This window comes from Streptomyces aquilus, assembly GCF_003955715.1.
Classification (GTDB): Bacteria; Actinomycetota; Actinomycetes; order Streptomycetales; family Streptomycetaceae; genus Streptomyces; species Streptomyces aquilus.
In genome coordinates this window covers 8,072,230-8,091,471 of sequence record NZ_CP034463.1, presented here as the reverse complement: position 1 = coordinate 8,091,471, position 19,242 = coordinate 8,072,230, and the positions used below count along the sequence as shown (strand labels likewise).

15 protein-coding genes and 1 pseudogene are annotated in these 19,242 nt (G+C 70.9%); 11 read left to right on the top strand and 5 right to left on the bottom strand.

Going from position 1 to position 19,242, the window contains the following annotated elements; translation table 11 throughout:
* Positions 1-173: 173 nt before the first annotated feature.
* The 3 genes and pseudogenes from EJC51_RS37095 to lpdA all read left to right on the top strand — a co-directional run bounded on the left by EJC51_RS37095 (position 174) and on the right by lpdA (position 4,832).
* Positions 174-2,948 (top strand): NACHT domain-containing protein, encoded by a 2,775-nt coding sequence (locus EJC51_RS37095; RefSeq protein ID WP_126275058.1) that lies wholly within the window; start codon positions 174-176, stop codon positions 2,946-2,948.
* A 235-nt stretch (positions 2,949-3,183) separates the two neighbouring features.
* A pseudogene (locus EJC51_RS37090) lies at positions 3,184-3,375 on the top strand (CorA family divalent cation transporter); the annotation flags it as partial.
* 44 nt (positions 3,376-3,419) lie between these two features.
* Positions 3,420-4,832, top strand: coding sequence for a dihydrolipoyl dehydrogenase (lpdA, locus tag EJC51_RS37085; RefSeq protein ID WP_126275056.1), 1,413 nt, complete (start codon positions 3,420-3,422; stop codon positions 4,830-4,832).
* A 42-nt stretch (positions 4,833-4,874) separates the two neighbouring features.
* Here lpdA and EJC51_RS37080 read toward each other — a convergent pair whose 3' ends face one another.
* Positions 4,875-5,897, bottom strand: a complete 1,023-nt coding sequence (locus EJC51_RS37080) for a hemolysin family protein (RefSeq protein WP_126275055.1) — start codon at positions 5,895-5,897, stop codon at positions 4,875-4,877.
* Positions 5,894-7,219, bottom strand: a complete 1,326-nt coding sequence (locus EJC51_RS37075) for a hemolysin family protein (RefSeq protein ID WP_126275054.1) — start codon at positions 7,217-7,219, stop codon at positions 5,894-5,896. Before EJC51_RS37075 ends, EJC51_RS37080 begins: the two co-directional genes overlap by 4 nt.
* Positions 7,220-7,448: 229 nt before the next feature.
* On the opposite strand from EJC51_RS37075, the gene EJC51_RS37070 reads away from it, so the two are divergent.
* The 5 genes from EJC51_RS37070 (at position 7,449) to meaB (ending at position 13,920) form a co-directional block, all read left to right on the top strand.
* The gene (locus EJC51_RS37070) at positions 7,449-8,534 is read left to right on the top strand and encodes an acyltransferase family protein (RefSeq protein WP_126275053.1); all 1,086 of its coding nucleotides are present in this window, start codon (positions 7,449-7,451) and stop codon (positions 8,532-8,534) included.
* 57 nt (positions 8,535-8,591) lie between these two features.
* Entirely contained in the window at positions 8,592-8,855 is a 264-nt protein-coding gene (locus EJC51_RS37065) for a GlsB/YeaQ/YmgE family stress response membrane protein (RefSeq protein WP_126275052.1), read from the top strand.
* Positions 8,856-8,957: 102 nt separating this feature from the next.
* Entirely contained in the window at positions 8,958-10,760 is a 1,803-nt protein-coding gene (locus EJC51_RS37060; protein ID WP_126275051.1) for a methylmalonyl-CoA mutase family protein, read from the top strand.
* A complete protein-coding gene (scpA, locus tag EJC51_RS37055) occupies positions 10,757-12,931 on the top strand; it encodes a methylmalonyl-CoA mutase (protein ID WP_126275050.1) in 2,175 nt (724 codons plus the stop codon). The genes EJC51_RS37060 and scpA overlap by 4 nt, the downstream gene beginning before the upstream one ends.
* Positions 12,928-13,920 (top strand): methylmalonyl Co-A mutase-associated GTPase MeaB, encoded by a 993-nt coding sequence (gene meaB, locus EJC51_RS37050; RefSeq protein WP_126275049.1) that lies wholly within the window; start codon positions 12,928-12,930, stop codon positions 13,918-13,920. The genes scpA and meaB overlap by 4 nt, the downstream gene beginning before the upstream one ends.
* Before the next feature lie 12 nt (positions 13,921-13,932).
* Here the strand turns inward: meaB and EJC51_RS37045 are convergent, their stop codons facing one another.
* A complete protein-coding gene (locus EJC51_RS37045; RefSeq protein ID WP_126275048.1) occupies positions 13,933-14,703 on the bottom strand; it encodes an IclR family transcriptional regulator in 771 nt (256 codons plus the stop codon).
* Positions 14,704-14,757: 54 nt separating this feature from the next.
* Between EJC51_RS37045 and EJC51_RS37040 the strand changes: the two genes are divergently transcribed.
* The 3 genes from EJC51_RS37040 to EJC51_RS37030 are packed head-to-tail and all read left to right on the top strand — an operon-like array spanning position 14,758 to position 17,744.
* The gene (locus tag EJC51_RS37040) at positions 14,758-15,528 is read left to right on the top strand and encodes an SDR family oxidoreductase (RefSeq protein WP_126275047.1); all 771 of its coding nucleotides are present in this window, start codon (positions 14,758-14,760) and stop codon (positions 15,526-15,528) included.
* Between the two features lie 17 nt (positions 15,529-15,545).
* Entirely contained in the window at positions 15,546-16,574 is a 1,029-nt protein-coding gene (locus tag EJC51_RS37035) for an L-idonate 5-dehydrogenase (RefSeq protein ID WP_126275046.1), read from the top strand.
* 54 nt (positions 16,575-16,628) lie between these two features.
* Positions 16,629-17,744: an FAD-dependent oxidoreductase gene (locus EJC51_RS37030; RefSeq protein ID WP_126275045.1), complete on the top strand. Its 1,116-nt coding sequence runs from the start codon at positions 16,629-16,631 to the stop codon at positions 17,742-17,744.
* Positions 17,745-17,756: 12 nt separating this feature from the next.
* On the opposite strand, the gene EJC51_RS37025 is transcribed toward EJC51_RS37030, so the two are convergent.
* Positions 17,757-18,452, bottom strand: coding sequence for an alpha/beta fold hydrolase (locus EJC51_RS37025; protein WP_126275044.1), 696 nt, complete (start codon positions 18,450-18,452; stop codon positions 17,757-17,759).
* Positions 18,453-18,485: 33 nt separating this feature from the next.
* Positions 18,486-19,226: a class I SAM-dependent DNA methyltransferase gene (locus tag EJC51_RS37020; protein WP_126275043.1), complete on the bottom strand. Its 741-nt coding sequence runs from the start codon at positions 19,224-19,226 to the stop codon at positions 18,486-18,488.
* Positions 19,227-19,242: the final 16 nt, after the last annotated feature.

Below are 19,242 nucleotides of genomic sequence, written 5' to 3'. Positions count from 1 at the left end.
CAGGGGTGTCACGTCCTTTCCTCGTTCATGGCGGGGGCCCAACGTCCCTTACTGGCAAAGGAGTTGAGGCATCGAGCTTCTTATTCCAATTAACATGCAGTTACTTAACAAATGCAGAACAAGTCGAGGGTGTTCAACGGCGGTGGCACCGATCAACTCGTCAAACTGGATGCGTGAGCCCTGACGCGCCCCCTCCACCCGTTCGTCACCCCGAGCCGACCAGAGCGACCATCAAGGAGCTGTACGCAACGGCGTTGGCGTGCGGAATTCCGGATTGCCGCGAGCCGCTGTACCGGGAGAGCGCCTCGACCGGCGAGCGCGTGCTCAACAGCCGGGTGGCACACATCCACGCTCGTAGCGAAGGCGGGCCTCGCTGGGCCCCGGCCATGAGCAAGGAGGCCAACCAGGGCTTCGACAACTTGATCCTTCTGTGCGAGCGCCACGCTTCCGAGATCGACATCACGCCTGAGCACTATCCGGCGGAGGTTCTGCGCGAGTGGAAGCAAGTTCAGGTCGAGGCGCACTCCAAGGCGCGGCATCTGTCCCTCTCCGACACCGAGGCGGCAGAAGTCGCCAAGGCTTCGTTCGGTTTGGGCGATCTCATGGACCGGCTGACCGCCGTGCTGCCCTTCTCGGTCCGCTCGCGCTCACGTGCCGAAGCTCTGGTGCTAGCGTCCAGGAGCTGCATAGCCCGCAGCAAGATCCGCCTGCGCAGCACTCCGGCCGACCGCGTCGAGGCTGCGCTGGCCTGGAAGGCCCGGCAGGCTACCCCTGAAGTCGAGGTGCCTCAGGGGGCATTGCGGGTGCTCGTCGCGCCCATGGGCGCCGGCAAGAGCGAGAAGGCCGAGCAGTGGTGGAGCGATGGGCTGACCGCTGCCTGGCGGGATGCCGACGTGGAGATTCCGGTATGGCTGGAAGCACGGGACATCCCGGCGACACTGACCGCCGCGCTTCAGGACGCCATGGGCGGCGATCCACTACGTGAGTGCCGGGTTGTCCTGGACAACCTCGACACGGTCAGCCCCCAGCAAGGCGACCGACTCCTCGACGAGGCTCGCCGCCTCGTCCTGACCTGGCCGCTGATGAGCGTGCTGGCGACGACCCGCCCAGGAGCGGGCACGGTGGACAAGGCTGAACGCATCGACGTCGAACCGTGGCCGCCCTCACGAGGATGGGATCTCCTGCGGGCGGTGACGACCGACGACCACTTCCGGACCCTGGAGGTCTACGAGGTGGAGCAGTTACTCACGAGTCCCCTGCAAGTCCACGCCCTGGCAACCTGGTTGGGCGCGGGCCGGGGCGGCCGCGTCTCCACGCACGAGCTGCTGTCAGGACTGGCCGCGTCCATCCTGCAACACGAACGCCCAGAGGCTTCACCGCAGGTGTGGGACAGCCTGCCGCGCCTGGCGGTACGCATTCTGGACGTGGAGGGCGCGGTTACAGCCGATTCGTTCGCCCGTCGCCATGTCATCTGGGAACTGGAGGAGACCGGTCTCGTCGTTCACGATCACGGGCTTCTCCGATTCGCGCTCCCGCTGTTCGAGCAGCACTTCGCCGCGCAGGCACTGCAAGACGGGTACACGTCGATCGAATTCGCCGCCGGCCCACGCCAGTTCCCCCGCTGGCGCTATGCGCTCGCGTTCGCCCTCAAGGGCTCGATACCCGAGGCCGCCGAGGAGCTGATGCTTCGTATGGCCCGCACGAATCCGGCAGCGGCCGCCTGGGTCCTGAAGGAGACGGATGACCGATCGCGGAGCGTGCACCGGTCGCCGCCGACGCGCCGGGCCGCCGCCAGGGTCAACCTGACCAGCGGGGACGACCAGGATCCTGGGCTGATCTTGGGGTACCGGCTTCGGGAGGCGATGCTCGCCTGGCTCCAGGGCCTCGACACCTTGTCGCCGCACCTCGTGCCGCACCATTGCGGACAGCTCGCACCTTGGGGCGTGAGGCAGGTGGCAGAGGAGGTGCTGATCGTCGGGCACGCCCGTGACGGTGTACTGGATGAAGACGTGGCCCTGCGAAGCGACCTCGAATTCGGGACCAAGCATTGGCTTCGGCACTTTCACGACATCAGCCTGTTCGACGGGCCCGGTGAGCACCTCGCGCGGTGGAAGTGGACCCGCAATCGACTCCGCGAACCCCTCGCCCGCCACCTACGCCAACGCACACTGCCCGTCCCGCCCAAGTCCCCCCTCGCGACCGAGCGCTTGTGGTTCCTCGCGCGGCTCATCATGGAGAACCAGCACGGCAGAAAACCCGCCCGACAGATCCCTCTGGGCGACCTGCGCACCGAAGTGGACCGTCTGGTGGCACAGGCTGCAACAACAGTCCGATCGACGTGGCGGCACGGTGGAAGCAAGTCCTTCGACTCGGATGACGTCCGCTGGCTCGACGCCGAACTGGAGCATGTCCGTGGCGACGTGTTGGAGGACCCTTACCCCGCACCGGATCGAACCGGTGGCAATCCTCGCTACTACTGGCACACCTACTCGCCCGAACTGACCCGGTCCATCACGACCGACGTGCTGCGGGACGCCCTCATCGGGTACCGCGAACTGGTGGAGACCAACTTCCCACAGTTCGGAGCGGCACTCGGTCTGTACGGCGTGCTTCCTGCCCGGGCCAAAGGCGTCGTCATCATGCCGAGCCCAGATGACCCTCAGGCGTGGTCCGCCTCGGTCGCCTTCGCCATCCATCACGACGCGTCCGCCAGCGATCACGACACCCCGGTCGTTGACATGGGGCTTGCCCAAGAGCCGGACGTGCCGAACGACATCTGGCAGCAGATCCGCGCCATCCACTCATCTGTTTTCCGCCTTCCGGCTGTGCAGGAGCAACAGCTCTCGATGGGCCATGAACGGCAGGCGACGAACCTGGCCTACAGCTGGCTGGCCCGCGATTTGAAGGCTGTTGGCTGGCTCGACCAAGTGATCGACTTCTACGATTGAACCGTCACTCGACGTAGCCCCTGCAACTAGCTGAAACGCACCGACTCCCCGCGTCGCCCCCAGCCCCAGGGCGCCCCCCGGCTGGGGAGAATCTGGGGAGTTCGGGCGGGGCTGGGGAGCGCGTGGGGAGAATCGGCTGTGTAAGACAGCGCAACAATGAAAGGCCGCGAAAGAGTCATCCGCGCAGGCCAGAAGGCATGGCAACCCGATCGCCGCAGGTCAGCGCCGCCCGTTAGACAACTTCAAGAAGATCTCCAGCTGGGCCGCGATCCTCTTCGCCCCGACCCTCGTCGGGACGATCTACGGCATGAACTTCGTCCATATGCCCGAGCTGGACTGGAGCTTCGGGTACCCCTTCGCGATCGGGCTGATGGGTGTGGTCTGTGTCAGCCTGTACGTGATCTTCAAACGGCGGGACTGGCTCTGAGACGAGGCCGGACCCCTGGATTTCCGAAGGAAGAGGAACGACCCATGGTCGAGCAGGACGAGCGATTCGATGTTGTCGTACTCGGCGCCGGGCCCGGCGGCTACGTCGCCGCCGTCCGCGCCGCCCAGCTGGGCAAGCGCGTCGCGGTCGTCGAGGAGAAGTACTGGGGCGGCGTCTGCCTGAACGTCGGCTGCATCCCCACCAAGGCCCTGCTGCGCAACGCCGAGCTGGCGCACCTGTTCACCCACGAGGCGAAGACCTTCGGCATCAAGGTGGACGGCCAGGTCTCCTTCGACTACGGCGAGGCCTACCGCCGCAGCCGCAAGGTCGCCGACGGCCGGGTCAAGGGCGTCCACTACCTGATGAAGAAGAACAAGATCACCGAGGTGAACGGCCGCGGCACCTTCGTCGACCCGCACACCCTCCAGGTCACCGACTACGACGGCAACACCCGCACCATCGGCTTCGACCACTGCATCATCGCCACCGGCGCCACCCCCAAGCTGCTGCCCGGCACCAAGCGCAGCGCACGCGTGGTGACCTTCGAGGAGCAGATCCTCGCCGAGGACCTCCCGCAGTCGATCGTCATCGCGGGCGCCGGCGCCATCGGCATCGAGTTCGCCTACGTCCTGCACAACTACGGCGTGAAGGTCACCATCGTCGAGTTCCTCGACCGCATGGCGCCCCTGGAGGACGCGGAGGTCTCCGCCGAACTCGCCCGGCAGTACCGCAAGCTGGGCATCGACGTCCTCACCTCCACCCGTGTCGACGCCATCGACGAGTCCGGCCCCCAGGTCCGCGTCACCGTCACCGCCAAGGACGGCTCGCAGAAGGTCCTGGAGGCCGACAAGGTCCTCCAGGCCATCGGCTTCGCGCCGAACGTCACCGGGTACGGCCTGGAGAACACCGGTGTGAAGGTCACCGACCGCGGCGCCATCGACGTCGACGGCCGCTGCCGCACCTCCGTGCCGCACCTGTACGCCATCGGCGACGTGACCGCCAAGCTGATGCTCGCGCACACCGCCGAGGCCATGGGCATCATCGCCGCCGAGACGATCGCGGACGCCGAGACCATGGAGCTCGACTACGCGATGATCCCGCGGGCCACCTTCTGCCAGCCCCAGGTCGCGAGCTTCGGCTACACCGAGGCGCAGGCCCGCGAGCTGGGCTACGACGTGAAGGTCGCCAAGTTCCCGTTCACCGCGAACGGCAAGTCGCACGGCCTCGGTGACACCACCGGGTTCGTGAAGCTGATCAGCGACGCCAAGTACGGCGAGCTCATCGGCGGCCACCTCATCGGGCCGGACGTCACCGAGCTGCTGCCGGAGCTGACGCTGGCGCAGCAGTGGGATCTGACCGTGCACGAGGTCGCCCGCAACGTGCACGCCCACCCGACGCTCAGCGAGGCCGTCAAGGAGGCCGTGCACGGCCTGGCCGGCCACATGATCAACATGTGACCGGCCGCGCCGGCCGCGTCACACGACGGCCGGTGCCGGACGTCACACGGCGGCCGGCGCCGGCCCCACCAGCTCGGACAGCACGTCCTCCATCGTCACGAAGCCGAGGACGGCACCCGCCTCCCCCGTCACGGCCGCCAGATGGCTGCCGTCGGCGCGCAGGGCGGTCAGGGTGTCGTCCAGCGGGGTGTCGATGCGGACCCGGGTGACCGGGTGTAGCGCGGTGCGCGGGAACGGCCGGTCGCGGTCGGCGACGCCGAGGGTGTCCTTGATGTGCAGATAGCCGAGGAGCGTGCCCTGCGGGCCGGTGACCGGGAAGCGGGAGTAGCCCGCCTCGGCGGCCACCCGCTCAAGGCGTGCCGGGGTGACCGAGGCGTCGACGGTGCGCATCCGCCGGGCCGGGACGAGGATCTCGCCGACCGGGCGGGTGCCCAGCTCCAGGGCGTCGCGCAGCCGTTCGCCGTCGGCGGGCGAGAGCAGCCCCGCCTCGCGCGCGTCGACGACCATCCGGGCCAGCTGGTCGTCGGTGAAGACCGATTCCACCTCGTCCTTCGGCTCGACGCGCAGCAGCTTCAGCAGGGTGTTGGCGAACGCGTTGATGCCGAACACGACGGGCCGCAGCAGCCGGGTGAGCGCCACCAGCGGCGGGCCGAGCACCAGCGCGGTCGCCACGGGGGCGGCGAGCGCGATGTTCTTGGGCACCATCTCGCCGATCAGCATGTGCAGATACGTCGCCACGGCGAGCGCGATGACGAAGGCGATCGGGTGCACCAGGCCGTGCGGGATGTGCGCCGCCTCGAAGCCGGGCTCCAGCAGATGCGCGATGGCCGGTTCGGCGACCGCGCCGAGCACCAGCGAGGAGACGGTGATGCCCAGCTGGGCGGTCGCCATCATCGCCGAGAGGTGCTCCAGGCCCCACAGGGTCATCCGGGCCCGCTTGTCACCCTCCTTGGCCCGCGGCTCGATCTGGCTGCGGCGCACGGAGATCAGGGCGAACTCGCCGCCCACGAAGAACGCGTTGGTCAGCAGCGTCAGGGCGCCGATGACGAGTTGCAGGACGGTCATCGGGACTCCTCCCCCGCCTGGACCGGCACCTGGACGGGCGCCGGAGCGGTGATGCGGACACGGTCGGCGCGGTGGTGCTCCACGTCGAGGACGTCGAGCACCCAGCCGTCGAGCGCGACGACGTCCCCCTTGACGGGGATGCGGGCGAGCCGGGTGGCGACGAGGCCGGCGAGGGTCTCGTACGGACCCTCCGGAGCCGTGAGTCCGGTCTCCTCCAGCTCGTCGATGCGGACGGAGCCGTCCGCCTCCCACGCCCCCGGTCCGACAGGTGCCAGATCGGGCGCCTCGACCGGGTCGTGCTCGTCGCGGACCTCGCCGACGACCTCCTCGACGATGTCCTCCATCGTCGCGAGGCCCGCGGTGCCGCCGTACTCGTCGATGACCACGGCCATCGTGCGCGTCGTGCGCAGCCGCTCCAGCAGCCGGTCCGCGGGGAGGCTGTCCGGCACCAGCAGCGGCTCGGTGGCCAGTTCGGTGACCGGGGTGACGGCGCGCCTCTCGGGCGCCAGGGCCAGCACGTCACGGATGTGGACGGTGCCGATGACCTCGTCCAGGCTGTCGCGGTAGACCGGGAAGCGGGACAGGCCGGTGGCGTACGTCAGGTTCGCCGCGTCGGCCGCCGTCGCGTGCGCCTCCAGGGCCTGGACGTCGACGCGCGGGGTCATCACGTTCTCGGCGGTCAGCTCGCCCAGGTGCAGGGTGCGCACGAACAGTGCGGCGGAGTCCGCCTCCAGGGCGCCCTCGGCCGCCGAGTGCTCGGCCAGCGCGGCCAGTTCCTCGGGGCTGCGGGCGGAGGCCAGCTCCTCGGCGGGCTCCAGGCCGATCCGGCGTACGGCACGGTTCGCGGTGTCGTTGAGATGGCGGATGAACGGGCCGAACGCGGCCGTGAAGCCGCGCTGCGGTCCGGCCACCACCTTCGCGACCGCGAGCGGCCGGGAGATCGCCCAGTTCTTCGGGACGAGCTCGCCGATCACCATCAGCACCACCGTGGACAGCGCCACGCCCAGAACGGTCGCCACCGTCGGGGCGGCCCCGCCGAGGCCCGCGGCCTGCAACGGGCCCCGCAGCAGCGCGGCCAGCGACGGCTCGGCGAGCATGCCGATCACCAGTGAGGTGACGGTGATGCCGAGCTGGGCGCCGGAGAGCTGGACGGTCAGCCGGCGTACGGCCTTCAGGGCGCCCTCGGCGCCGCGCTCGCCGGCCTCGACGGCCCGTTCGAGCTCACCGCGCTCGACGGTGGTCAGGGAGAACTCGGCCGCGACGAACACCGCGCAGGCCAGAGTCAGCAGGAGGGCTGCCAGGAGCAGCAGGACCTCGGTCACCGCGCCACCCCCGTTCCCTCTGACGGGCGGGAGTCGGCACGGCTGGTACTGGGAGGCTCACCCATCGCGGGCTCGTTTCTCCTTCTCGGGTCGGTGGATCGGGGTGTGTCGTCGCACCCCATGGTAAAGGGTGCGCAAAGCACGCTGGTCAAGAGCACAACGCTCGGGACTTTCCGGTTGTTCCGCCGCTCGGTGGTTTACGTCGCCCGGAGTCGGCAAGGCGAGCAGGATGCCGCGCTCTGCCACCACACCCGCAACCTCCGTAAGACGAGCAACTCACCCCGCGGGTTTCACGGCCGCGCCGGCGAAGCAGCCCCCACGGCGGGACGCGTTCTTCGACAACGCCAAGTACCTGGCGATCGTGCTGGTGGCGATGGGGCACGCGTGGGAGCCGCTGCGTTCCGACAGCCGGGCCGTCACCGCGCTCTACACGCTCGTCTACGCCTTCCACATGCCGGCGTTCATCATCATCTCCGGCTACTTCTCCCGGAGTTTCGACGCCAGTCCCGCGAAGATCAGGCGGCTCGTCACGGGTGTCGTGGTGCCGTACGTCGTCTTCGAGACGGCGTACACCCTCTTCACCCGCTGGTCCGACGGCGAACCGGACCGGCCGATCAGTCTGCTGGACCCGCTGTATCTGACCTGGTTCCTGACCGCGCTGTTCGTCTGGCGGCTGACCACGCCGATCTGGCGGTTGGTGCGATGGCCGCTGCCGGTCGCGCTCACCGTCGCGGCGCTGGCCACCCTCACCCCGTCCATCGGCAAGGACCTGGACCTCCAGCGCACGCTCCAGTTCCTGCCGTACTTCGTGCTCGGACTGTGCCTGCGCCCGGAGCACTTCAGTCTGGTCCGGCAGTGGCGGGTGCGGCTGTCGGCGGTGCCGGTCTTCCTGGCGGCGCTCGTGTTCGCCTACTGGTCCGTGCCGCGCATGGACTACGCCTGGTTCTTCCACAAGGACGCGGCCGAGGACTTCGCGGTGCCCGACTGGTACGGGCCGCTGATGACCCTGGCCCTGTTCGGCTGCTCCCTGGTCCTGGTCGGCTGCTTCCTGTCCTGGGTGCCGGGACGCCGGACGTGGTTCACCGCACTCGGCGCGGGCACGCTCTACGGCTATCTGCTGCACGGGTTCTTCATCCAGGCCGCCAACCACTGGCACTGGTCCCACGTCGGCTTCTTCCACGAGCCGATCGGCAAGATCACCGCCTCCCTGATCGCCGGGGCGATCGTCACCGCGCTGTGCACGGCGCCGGTGCGCGGGGTCTTCCGGTGCGTGATGGAACCGAGGATGGACTGGGCCTTCCGCGGCAAGGCCTAGTGGGGCTTCGAACGGGCACTCGTATCTCACCAACGAGTGAGGGGTGGCGGACCGGCCATGGAGATTTCAGGCGTCATCAGCGCGATCGTCATCGGCATCGTGATCGGTGTGCTCGGCCGGCTCGTCGTCCCGGGCCGCCAGCGCATCGGCATTCTGTGGACGATCCTCATCGGCATCGTCGCCGCGTTCATCGGAACCGGCATAGCCTCCGGCCTGGACGTCGCCGACACCAAGGGTGTCGACTGGGTCGAGTGGCTCATCCAGATCGCCCTCGCAGCGCTCGGCGTGGTCGCGGTCAGCAGGGTCAAACTGCGTCGGTGACCGGTCGCGGCAGGCCAGTGCGCCAGGTCACATTCCGAGCGAGAACAAGGTCACAGCCTTGCACTCTGCTGGAACTTCAGTGATCTGCCCTAGCATCCGAGCATGACGGTCCTGCCTGACGACGGGCTCGCGCTGGCCGCCGAGTTCCCTGACGCGACACACGAAGAATGGCAACACCTGGTGGCCGGGGTGCTGCGCAAGTCGGGCAAGGAGGTCTCGGGCGCGGCGGCGGAGGACGCCCTGGCCACCGCGCTCGAGGACGGACTCGGCGCCCGCCCCCTGTACACCGCGCGCGACGCCGCCCCCGACCCCGGCCTGCCCGGCTTCGCCCCGTTCGTCCGCGGCGGCCGGGCACAGGGCAACACCGTCGGCGGGTGGGACGTACGCCAGCGGCACGCGGCGGCGGACGGCCAGGCCGTCCTGACCGACCTGGAGAACGGCGTCACCTCCGTGTGGCTGCCGCTCGGCGAGGGCAGCGGCATCCGGGTGTCCGAACTCGGCCGGGTGCTCGACGGCGTCTACCTCGACCTCGCGCCGGTCGTCCTCGACGCGGGCGCCGAGACCGAGGCCGCCGCCCAGGAGCTGCTGAAGCTGTACGAGGAGCGCGGCATCGCCCCCGACGCGGCGCGCGGCAACCTCGGCGCCGACCCGCTGGGCTTCGAGGCCCGCACCGGGCGGACGTACGACCTCGCGCCCGTGCTGAAGCTCGCCGAGCGCTACCCCGGGGTGCGCGCCCTGACCGTGGACGCGCTTCCCTACCACGAGGCCGGCGGTTCGGCCGCGCAGGAGCTGGGCGCCTCGCTGGCGACCGGTGTCGCCTATCTGCGGGCGCTGACCGAGGCGGGGCTGAGCGCCGAACAGGCCTGCGCCCAGCTGGAGTTCCGGTACGCGGCGACCGCCGACCAGTTCCTGACCATCGCCAAGCTGCGCGCGGCGCGCCGGCTGTGGGCGCGGGTCGCCGAGGTGTGCGGGGTGCCGAAGGCGGGCGCCCAGGTGCAGCACGCGGTGACCTCGCCGGTGATGATGACGCGCCGCGACCCGTGGGTGAACATGCTGCGGGCGACGATCGCGACGCTGGCCGCCGGTGCCGGTGGCGCCGACGCCGTCACGGTGCTCCCCTTCGACCAGGAGCTGGGGCTGCCGGACGCGTTCGCCCGTCGTATCGCCCGCAACACCTCCACGATCCTCATCGAGGAGTCCCACCTCGCCCGGGTGATCGACCCGGCGGGCGGATCCTGGTACGTGGAGCGGCTGACCGACGAACTCGCCCACGCGGCCTGGGAGTTCTTCCGGACGATCGAGCGGGACGGCGGGCAGGCGGCCGTGCTGCGCTCGGGCCGGCTGCGCACCGACCTGGCGACGACCTGGGCGGAGCGCTCCAAGAAGCTCGCCAAGCGGCGCGAACCGGTCACCGGCGTCAGCGAGTTCCCGCACCTGGCCGAGAAGCCGGTCGTCCGCGCGCCCGCTCCCGAGCCGCTGTCCGGCGGACTGCCGCGGGTGCGCCGCGACGAGGCGTACGAGGAACTGCGCGCCCGCTCCGATGCCCATCTGGCCGCCACCGGCAGCCGCCCGCGCGTCTACCTGGCCGCGCTCGGTCCGGCCGCCGCGCACACCGCGCGGCTGACGTTCGCCGCGAACCTGTTCCAGGCGGGCGGCATCGAGGCCGTCACCGAGGGCACGTTCGCGCAGAGCGGCGCCACCGAGGTCTGCCTGTGCTCCAGCGACGCGCTGTACGCGGAGCAGGCCGAGGACACCGCCCGTGAACTGCGCGCGGCGGGGGCCACGCACGTCTCCCTCGCCGGCCGCCCGGCGGAGTACGCGGGCGTGGACTCCTACGTCTTCGCCGGCTGCGACGCCGTCTCCGTACTGACCGACGCTCTCGACCGCTTGGGGGTCTCCCGATGACCGTCCCCGACTTCTCCGGGATCGACCTCGGAACCCCGGCCGCCACCGGCACCGCCGACGACTGGCAGGCGGCCGTCAAGAAGGCCGGTGACGGCGACGACCTGCTCTGGGAGACCCCGGAGGGCATCCCGGTCAAGCCGCTCTACACCGGGCAGGACCTGGAGGGCCTGGACTTCCTGGACACGCGTCCGGGCATGGCGCCGTATCTGCGCGGCCCGTACCCGACGATGTACGTGAACCAGCCCTGGACGATCCGCCAGTACGCGGGTTTCTCCACGGCCGAGGAGTCCAACGCCTTCTACCGCCGCAATCTCGCGGCCGGCCAGAAGGGCCTGTCGGTCGCCTTCGACCTGCCCACGCACCGCGGTTACGACAGCGACCACCCGCGCGTGACCGGTGACGTCGGCATGGCGGGCGTGGCCATCGACTCCATCTACGACATGCGGCAGCTCTTCGACGGCATCCCGCTGGACAAGATGACCGTGTCGATGACGATGAACGGCGCGGTGCTGCCGGTGCTGGCGCTCTACATCGTCGCCGCCGAGGAACAGGGCGTACCGCCCGAGAAGTTGGCCGGGACCATCCAGAACGACATCCTCAAGGAGTTCATGGTCCGCAACACCTACATCTATCCGCCGAAGCCGTCGATGCGGATCATCTCCGACATCTTCGCCTTCACCTCGCAGCGGATGCCGCGGTACAACTCCATCTCGATCTCCGGCTATCACATCCAGGAGGCGGGTGCGACGGCCGACCTGGAGCTGGCGTACACGCTCGCGGACGGGGTCGAGTACATCCGCGCGGGGCGTGAAGCCGGCCTGGACGTCGACGCGTTCGCGCCCCGGCTGTCGTTCTTCTGGGCGATCGGCATGAACTTCTTCATGGAGGTCGCCAAGCTGCGCGCGGCGCGCCTGCTGTGGGCGAAGCTGGTGAAGCAGTTCGACCCGAAGAACGCCAAGTCGCTTTCCCTGCGCACCCATTCGCAGACCTCCGGCTGGTCGCTGACCGCGCAGGACGTCTTCAACAACGTCACGCGTACCTGCGTGGAGGCGATGGCGGCGACGCAGGGCCACACGCAGTCGCTGCACACCAACGCCCTCGACGAGGCGCTCGCGCTGCCCACCGACTTCTCCGCGCGCATCGCCCGCAACACCCAGCTGCTGCTCCAGCAGGAGTCAGGCACCACCCGGGTCATCGACCCGTGGGGCGGCAGCGCGTACGTGGAGAAGCTGACGTACGACCTCGCGCGCAAGGCCTGGCAGCACATCCAGGAGGTCGAGGCGGCGGGCGGCATGGCCAAGGCCATCGACGCCGGCATCCCGAAGCTGCGCATCGAGGAGGCCGCGGCCCGCACCCAGGCCCGCATCGACTCCGGCCGGCAGCCGGTGATCGGCGTCAACAAGTACCGGGTGGAGACCGACGAGGCGATCGAGGTCCTCAAGGTCGACAACTCCTCCGTGCGCGCCCAGCAGATCGAGAAGCTGCGCCGGCTGCGCGCCGAGCGCGACGAGCGGGCCTGCCAGGACGCGCTGGACGCGCTGACCCGCGCGGCGGGCGGTGAGGGCAACCTGCTGGAGCTGGCGGTGAACGCGGCCCGCGCCAAGGCGACCGTCGGCGAGATCTCCGACGCCCTGGAGAAGGTGTACGGCCGGCACGCGAGCCAGATCCGTACGATCTCCGGCGTGTACCGCAACGAAGCAGGGGAGTCCCCGTCCGTGGACCGCACCCGCGCCCTGGTCGACGCCTTCGAGGAGGCGGAGGGCCGGCGTCCGCGCATCCTGGTCGCCAAGATGGGCCAGGACGGCCACGACCGCGGCCAGAAGGTCATCGCGACCGCCTTCGCCGACCTCGGCTTCGACGTCGACGTCGGCCCGCTGTTCCAGACCCCGGCCGAGGTGGCCCGGCAGGCGGTCGAGGCGGACGTGCACATCGTCGGGGTGTCGTCGCTGGCGGCCGGTCACCTCACCCTCGTACCGGCGCTGAAGGAGGCGCTGGCCGAGGAGGGCCGCGACGACATCATGATCGTCGTCGGTGGGGTGATCCCGCCGCAGGACGTGCCCACGCTCCTGGAGATGGGCGCCGCGGCCGTGTTCCCGCCCGGGACGGTGATCCCGGACGCGGCCCACGACCTGGTGGAGCGGCTGGCGTCGGACCTCGGGCACGACCTGTGATCGATGTCGACGCGTATGTGAAGGGCGTGCTCGACGGGAAGCGGGCGATCATCGCGCGCGCCATCACGCTCGTCGAGTCGACCCGCCCCCAACACCGGGTGTTGGCGCAGGAGTTGCTCACCGCGCTGCTCCCGCACAGCGGCCGGTCGCGGCGGATCGGGATCAGCGGGGTGCCCGGCGTCGGCAAGTCCACCTTCATCGACGCCTTCGGCACCCTGCTGACGGGCCTCGGCCACCGGGTGGCGGTCCTCGCCGTGGACCCGTCCTCCACGCGGACCGGCGGTTCGATCCTCGGCGACAAGACCCGCATGGAGCGCCTGGCCGTCGACCCGGCGGCGTTCGTGCGCCCCTCCCCCACCGCCGGCACGCTGGGCGGTGTGGCGAAGGCGACCCGTGAGTCGATCGTGGTGATGGAGGCGGCGGGCTATGACGTGATCCTGGTGGAGACCGTCGGCGTCGGCCAGTCCGAGACCACGGTCGCCAACATGGTCGACACCTTCCTGCTGCTGACCCTGGCCCGCACCGGCGACCAGCTCCAGGGCATCAAGAAGGGCGTCCTGGAGCTGGCCGACGTGATCGCCGTGAACAAGGCGGACGGCCCGCACGAGCGCGACGCCAAGGCGGCCGCCCGCGAACTGGCGGGCGCGCTGCGGCTGATGCACGGCCCGGACCCGGCCTGGACCCCGCCGGTCCTGAGTTGCAGCGCCCGCGAGTCGACCGGTCTGGACACGGTCTGGGAGCGGATCGAGCAGCACCGCACCCTGCTGGACTCCACCGGCCGCCTCACCGCCAAGCGCCGCGACCAGCAGATCGACTGGACCTGGAGCATGGTCCGCGACGAACTCCTGGACCGGCTGCACGCCGATCCGGCGGTCCGCGCCCTCGCCCCCGGTCTCGAACAGCAGGTCAGGGACGGGGAGTTGACGGCGACGCTGGCGGCCGAGCGGATTCTGAAGGTGTTCGGGGCAGCGGGTACCGAGGGCCGCTAGATCTCGATCCGGTCACCGCGCCGGCAGCCGTACCCCCAGCTCCTCGGCCGCCGCCCGCAGTACCGGCACCATCGCGACCATGTCGTCCATGCTGCGGCGGAAGGCGGGCGCCGCGGTGGACAGCGCGGCGAAGACGGTGCCGTCGGGGCGCAGGACGGGCACGGCGACGGCGCGCAGACCCGCGTGGTGCTCCTCGTCGGCCGTGGCGTAGCCGCGTCCGGCGGCGCGGGCGACCTCCTCGCGCAGGACGTCCCGGTCGGTGATGCTCCGGGGGCCGTACGGGGTGAGCTCGACGCGGTCGAGGAGGTCCTCGCGGACGTCCTCGGGGGCGAAGGCCATGAGGACCTTGCCCATGGAGGTGCAGTGCAGCGGGCCGTGCCGGCCGGGGTCACTGCGGACGCCGACCGGCAGCGGGCCGTCGACGTAGTGCACGTAGAGATGGCGGGTGCCGTCGAGGACGGACATCAGGGTGGCCTCCTCGGTCTGCCGCGTCACGCGTTGCATCACGGGGAGGGCGGTGCCGGCGAATCCGTAGACCTGGCCCGCCTGTTGGCCGAGCTGGAACAGACGGAGGCCCGGCTTGTAGCGCTTGCCCGCGGTCTCGAACTCCACCAGGCCTTCCCGGCACAGGGAGTTGACCAGTCGGTGCGCGGTGCTGACGGCGACGCCGCTGGCCCGGGACAGCTCGGAGAGCGTGATGCCGTGCGGGTGCTCGCCGACCAGGACGAGCAGCCGGATCGCCCGGCCCACGACATCGGCCGGCACCTCACTGGTGGCACTCATGCTCGGCAGATTACCATTGAGTGGATAAGTTTTCCACTGAATGGAAAAACAGCCATGAGTCATCCTCTCTTCGACGTCACCGGCAAGGTGGCCCTGGTGACCGGTTCGAGCCGTGGCATCGGCCGGGCGCTGGCCGTCGGGCTGCTGGAGGCGGACTGCACGGTCGTCCTGAACGGCCGCGACGCCCTCGCCCTGGAGGCCGCTCGCGAGGAGCTCGCCGAGTCGTTCGGCGACCGGGTCCTGGCCGAGGCCTTCGACGTCACCGACTCCGCCGCGGTCACCGACGCCGTCGCCCGCGTCGAGGACCGGGCCGGGCCGATCGACATCCTGGTGAACAACACCGGCGCCCAGCGCCGCGCGCCGCTCCTGGACTTCACGGACGAGGACTGGCACGGCCTGCTGGACACCAACCTCACCAGCGCCTTCCTCGTCGGCCGAGAGGTCGCCCGGCGCATGGTGCCGCGCGGCCACGGCAAGATCGTCAACGTCTGCTCGCTCCAGAGCGAGGCGGTCCGCCCCGGCATCGCCCCCTACTCCGCCACCAAGGGCGGCCTGAAGATGCTCACCAAGGGCATGTGCGCCGACCTCGGCCCGCACGGCATCCAGGTCAACGGCATCGGCCCCGGCTACTTCGACACCGAACTGACCTCCGCGCTGGTCGCCGACGAGGAGTTCAGCGCCTGGGTGCGCGGGCGGACCCCGGCGGGCCGCTGGGGCAAGGTCGAGGACCTGGTCGGCGCCCTGCTCTTCCTCTCGTCCCCCGCCTCCGACTTCGTCAACGGACAGCTCGTGTACGTCGACGGCGGCATGCTCTCCGTCCTGTGAACCCCGAGGGAGTCCCCATGCACGCCTGTGTCGTCCACGGAGCCGGTGATCTCCGGGTCGAGGAACGGCCGTACGACGGTCCCGGCGCCGGTGAGGTCGCGGTCGCCGTCGCCCTCGGCGGGATCTGCGGCAGCGACCTGCACTACTACCACCAGGGCCGGGTCGGCGACTTCGCCCTGCGCGAGCCCATGGTGCTGGGCCACGAGGTGGTCGGCCACATCGCCGGCCTCGGCCCCGGCACCGACGGCCCGGCACCCGGCACCCCCGTCGCCGTCCACCCCGCCACGCCCTGCGGCACCTGCCCCGAGTGCGCCGGCGGGCGGCGCAACATCTGCGCCCGCACCCGCTATCTCGGCAGCGCCGCCCACACCCCGCACGTCCAGGGCGGGTTCGCGCAGACCATCACCGTGCCCGCCGAGCAGATCCGGGCGCTGCCGCCGGGCCTCGGCCTGCGGCGTGCCGTCCTCGCCGAGCCGCTGTCGGTGGCGCTGCACGCCGTCAACCGGGCGGGCGAGGTGCGCGGTCGGCGGGTCCTCGTCACCGGCGCGGGACCGATCGGCTGCCTGGTCGTGGCCGCGCTGCGGCGGCGGGGCGCCGCCGAGGTCGTCGTCAGCGACCTCTTCGACGAGCCGCTGCGCATCGCGACGGCGGTCGGCGCCACCTCGACGGCACGGGCCGACCGGCCCGAAGACCCGTCCTGGGCAGCGGACTTCGACCTCGCGATCGAGGCGTCGGGCGCCCCGGCGGGACTGCGCACCTGTGTGGAACGCGTCCACCGCGGCGGCACCGTCGTCCTCCTCGGCCTGCTTCCGCCGGGCGAGATCGGCCTGTTGGGCAACGTCGTGGTCACCCGGGAACTCGAACTGCGCGGCGCCTTCCGCTTCGACACCGAGTTCGACGAGGCGCTCGCCCTGCTGGCCGAGGGGCTGCCCGTGGACCCGGTCGTGACGCACACCTTCCCGCTGGACCAGTCCGTCGCCGCGTTCGCCGCGGCCCAGGACCGCACGGTGGCCTCCAAGGTGCTGCTGGACCTGTCGGGCGACTGACGCGTCCGAACCCCCGCTCCCAGCGGGGCAGTTGTCCCGGGTACGTTCGTTCACATGCGCATACGAGCGAGGGTCATCGGCGGCGGAATCGGCGGCACGGCAACGGCGTTGGCGCTGCACAAGGCGGGCGCCGACGTCGTCGTGCACGAGGCGCACCCCGACTCGGCGGAGGATCTGGGCGCGTTCCTCACGCTGGCGAGCAACGGCATGCGGGCGCTGGCCCAGTTCGACGCCGACGCCGCCGTCCGGGCGGTCGGGTTCCCGCTGCGGGAGATGCGGGTGCTCGACGCGGCGGGCGAGGAGATCGGGCGGGGGCCGCTGGGCGAGGCCGACGACCCGCGCCTGCGGTTCCGGTGCGTGCGCCGCGGCGACCTCAACGCCGCGCTCCAGGCGGAGGCGGTGCGCCGGGGCGTCGACGTCCGGCACGGGGTGCGGCTGACCGCCGTCGAGGAGGGCCCGGACGGCGTCACCGCCCGCTTCTCGGACGGCGGCAGCGCGACGGCCGACCTGCTCGTCGGCGCCGACGGCCTCCACTCCACCGTCCGGGAGACGATCGCCCCGGGCGTGCGCCCACAGTACGCCGGGCAGCGCGTGTTCTACGGCTACACCGGCGCCGCCCGCCCGCCGGGCGCCGCCGAGCAGATCACCATGGTGCGCGGCAGCCGGGCGGCTTTCGGGTACGCGGTGTCACCCGACGGGGAGACGTACTGGTTCGCCCGCGTGGCCGACGTACCCCCGAAGGCGCCCGGCGGGTGGCGGGAGCCGCTGGTGGAGCTGCTGCGCGCGGACGCCGGGCCCGCCGCGGACATCGTCGCGGCCACCCACGACGCCATCTTCGCCACCGACGCCACCGAGGTACCCGTCGGCACCCCTTGGCGCTCCGCGCGCACCCTGCTCGTCGGCGACGCGGCCCACGCGGCCTCCCCGGCGACCGGACAGGGCGCGTCGATGGCGCTGGAGGACGCGGTCGTCCTCGCCAAGTCGCTGCGGGACGCCCCGGATCTCGACGCCGCGCTCACCCGCTACGAGGCGCTGCGCCGCCCGCGCGTGGAACACAACATCACCGTCAGCGGCGCCCTCTCCCGGGGCGGCCGGCCCACCGGCGCGCCCCGCCCCGGCGAGGACGACCTCGTCCACCTGCTGGACTGGGACAGCACGTTGGCGGCCTGAGAGGGCGGCCGGTCAGATCCAGCCGTCCAGGGACTTCAGGAACCCGTCGAAGTCGTCACGGTGGATGGTGTGCCCCGCCCCGATGACCGTACGGACCTCGAAGCCGCTCGCCCGCAGCCGCGTCACGTCCTCGGCGCCCACCAGGAAGCTGGGGTCGGCGAGTTGGACGAGGGAGGGCACGACCGGGCGGTCGGGGACGAAGCCGGTGAGGGGGCGGCCGTCGAGGAAGTACGAGGTGTCCGCGTCCCAGTCGGCCAGCGTGGCCACCTCGACGTCGACGTCCTCGGCGTCCCAGCGCGGGTTGAACTGGGCTATGTGTTCCCGGGTGACGTTCTTGCCGGACGCGAACACCTCGGGGTCCAGCGGCTGTTCTGGGTCGGGGGACGCCCAGGCCGGGTCGGAGTAGACCGCCCGGGAGGGGCGCAGCCGCTCCACCGCCAGGGACAGGGCGAGCCCGCCGAGGGAGTGGCCGATGACCACGTCGGCACCGGTCGGCAGGGTGTCGACGAGGTCGTCCGCGAAGAGCCGCGGGGTGTACTCGCCGCGCGGGGAGCGGCCGTGGCCGCGCAGGTCGACCGCGGTCACCCGGTAACCGCGCTCCGCGAGGGCCGGGCCGACGCGGCGCCAGGTGCGGGAGTCGGACATGATGCCGTGGACGAGCAGGGCCGTCCGGTCGCCGGTGCCCCATTCACGGGTGTGGAGTCGCACGGAATTCCTTTCGCTCCGGTGGGTGTGCCGCAGTCAGTGTGCGGGTTTCTCCCAGACGGAGACATGCCGGCCGCTGTCGTGGCCGAAGGGCTCCCGCGTCCACCCCTCCCATCGCTCCCGCAGCCGGAGCCCGGCGAGCCGCGCCATCAGGTCCAGTTCGGCGGGCCAGGCGTAGCGGAAGGGGATCTCGGTGTACGTGGCGTGCCCGTCGGCGATCCTGACGTGGTGCGAACTCATCGCCTGGGTCGCGGTGTCGTAGGTGTCGAACCCCAGCCGCCGCGCACCGACATGGAACGGTACGGCGTGCTGCCCGGGCGGTAGTTTGCGCAGCTCGGGGACCATGACCTCGACGACGAAGCAGCCGCCGGGCGCCAGGTGGCCGGCGACGTTGCGGAAGCAGGCCACCTGGGCGTCCTGCGTCGTGAGGTTCATGATCGTGTTGAAGACGAGGTAGGCGACCGAGAAGGGGCCGTCGACCTTCGTCGTCGCGAAGTCGCCGATCGTGACGCCGATCGCGTCACCGCCCGGCTTGGCGCGCAGTCGGTCGACCATGGCCCGGGAGAGATCGATGCCGTGGACCGGGACACCGCGGGCCGCCAGCGGCAGCGCGATGCGTCCGGTGCCGATGCCGAGCTCAAGTGCTCTGCCGTCACCGGCGCGTTCGGCCAGGAAGTCGACGACCGGCCCTACGGCGTCCGGTCGGAACATGTCCGCCGACGCCTCGTCGTAGGTCGCCGCGATGGGTTCGGGGAAGTATCCGTCCTCGTCGTCCACGCCGTGACGGTATCCC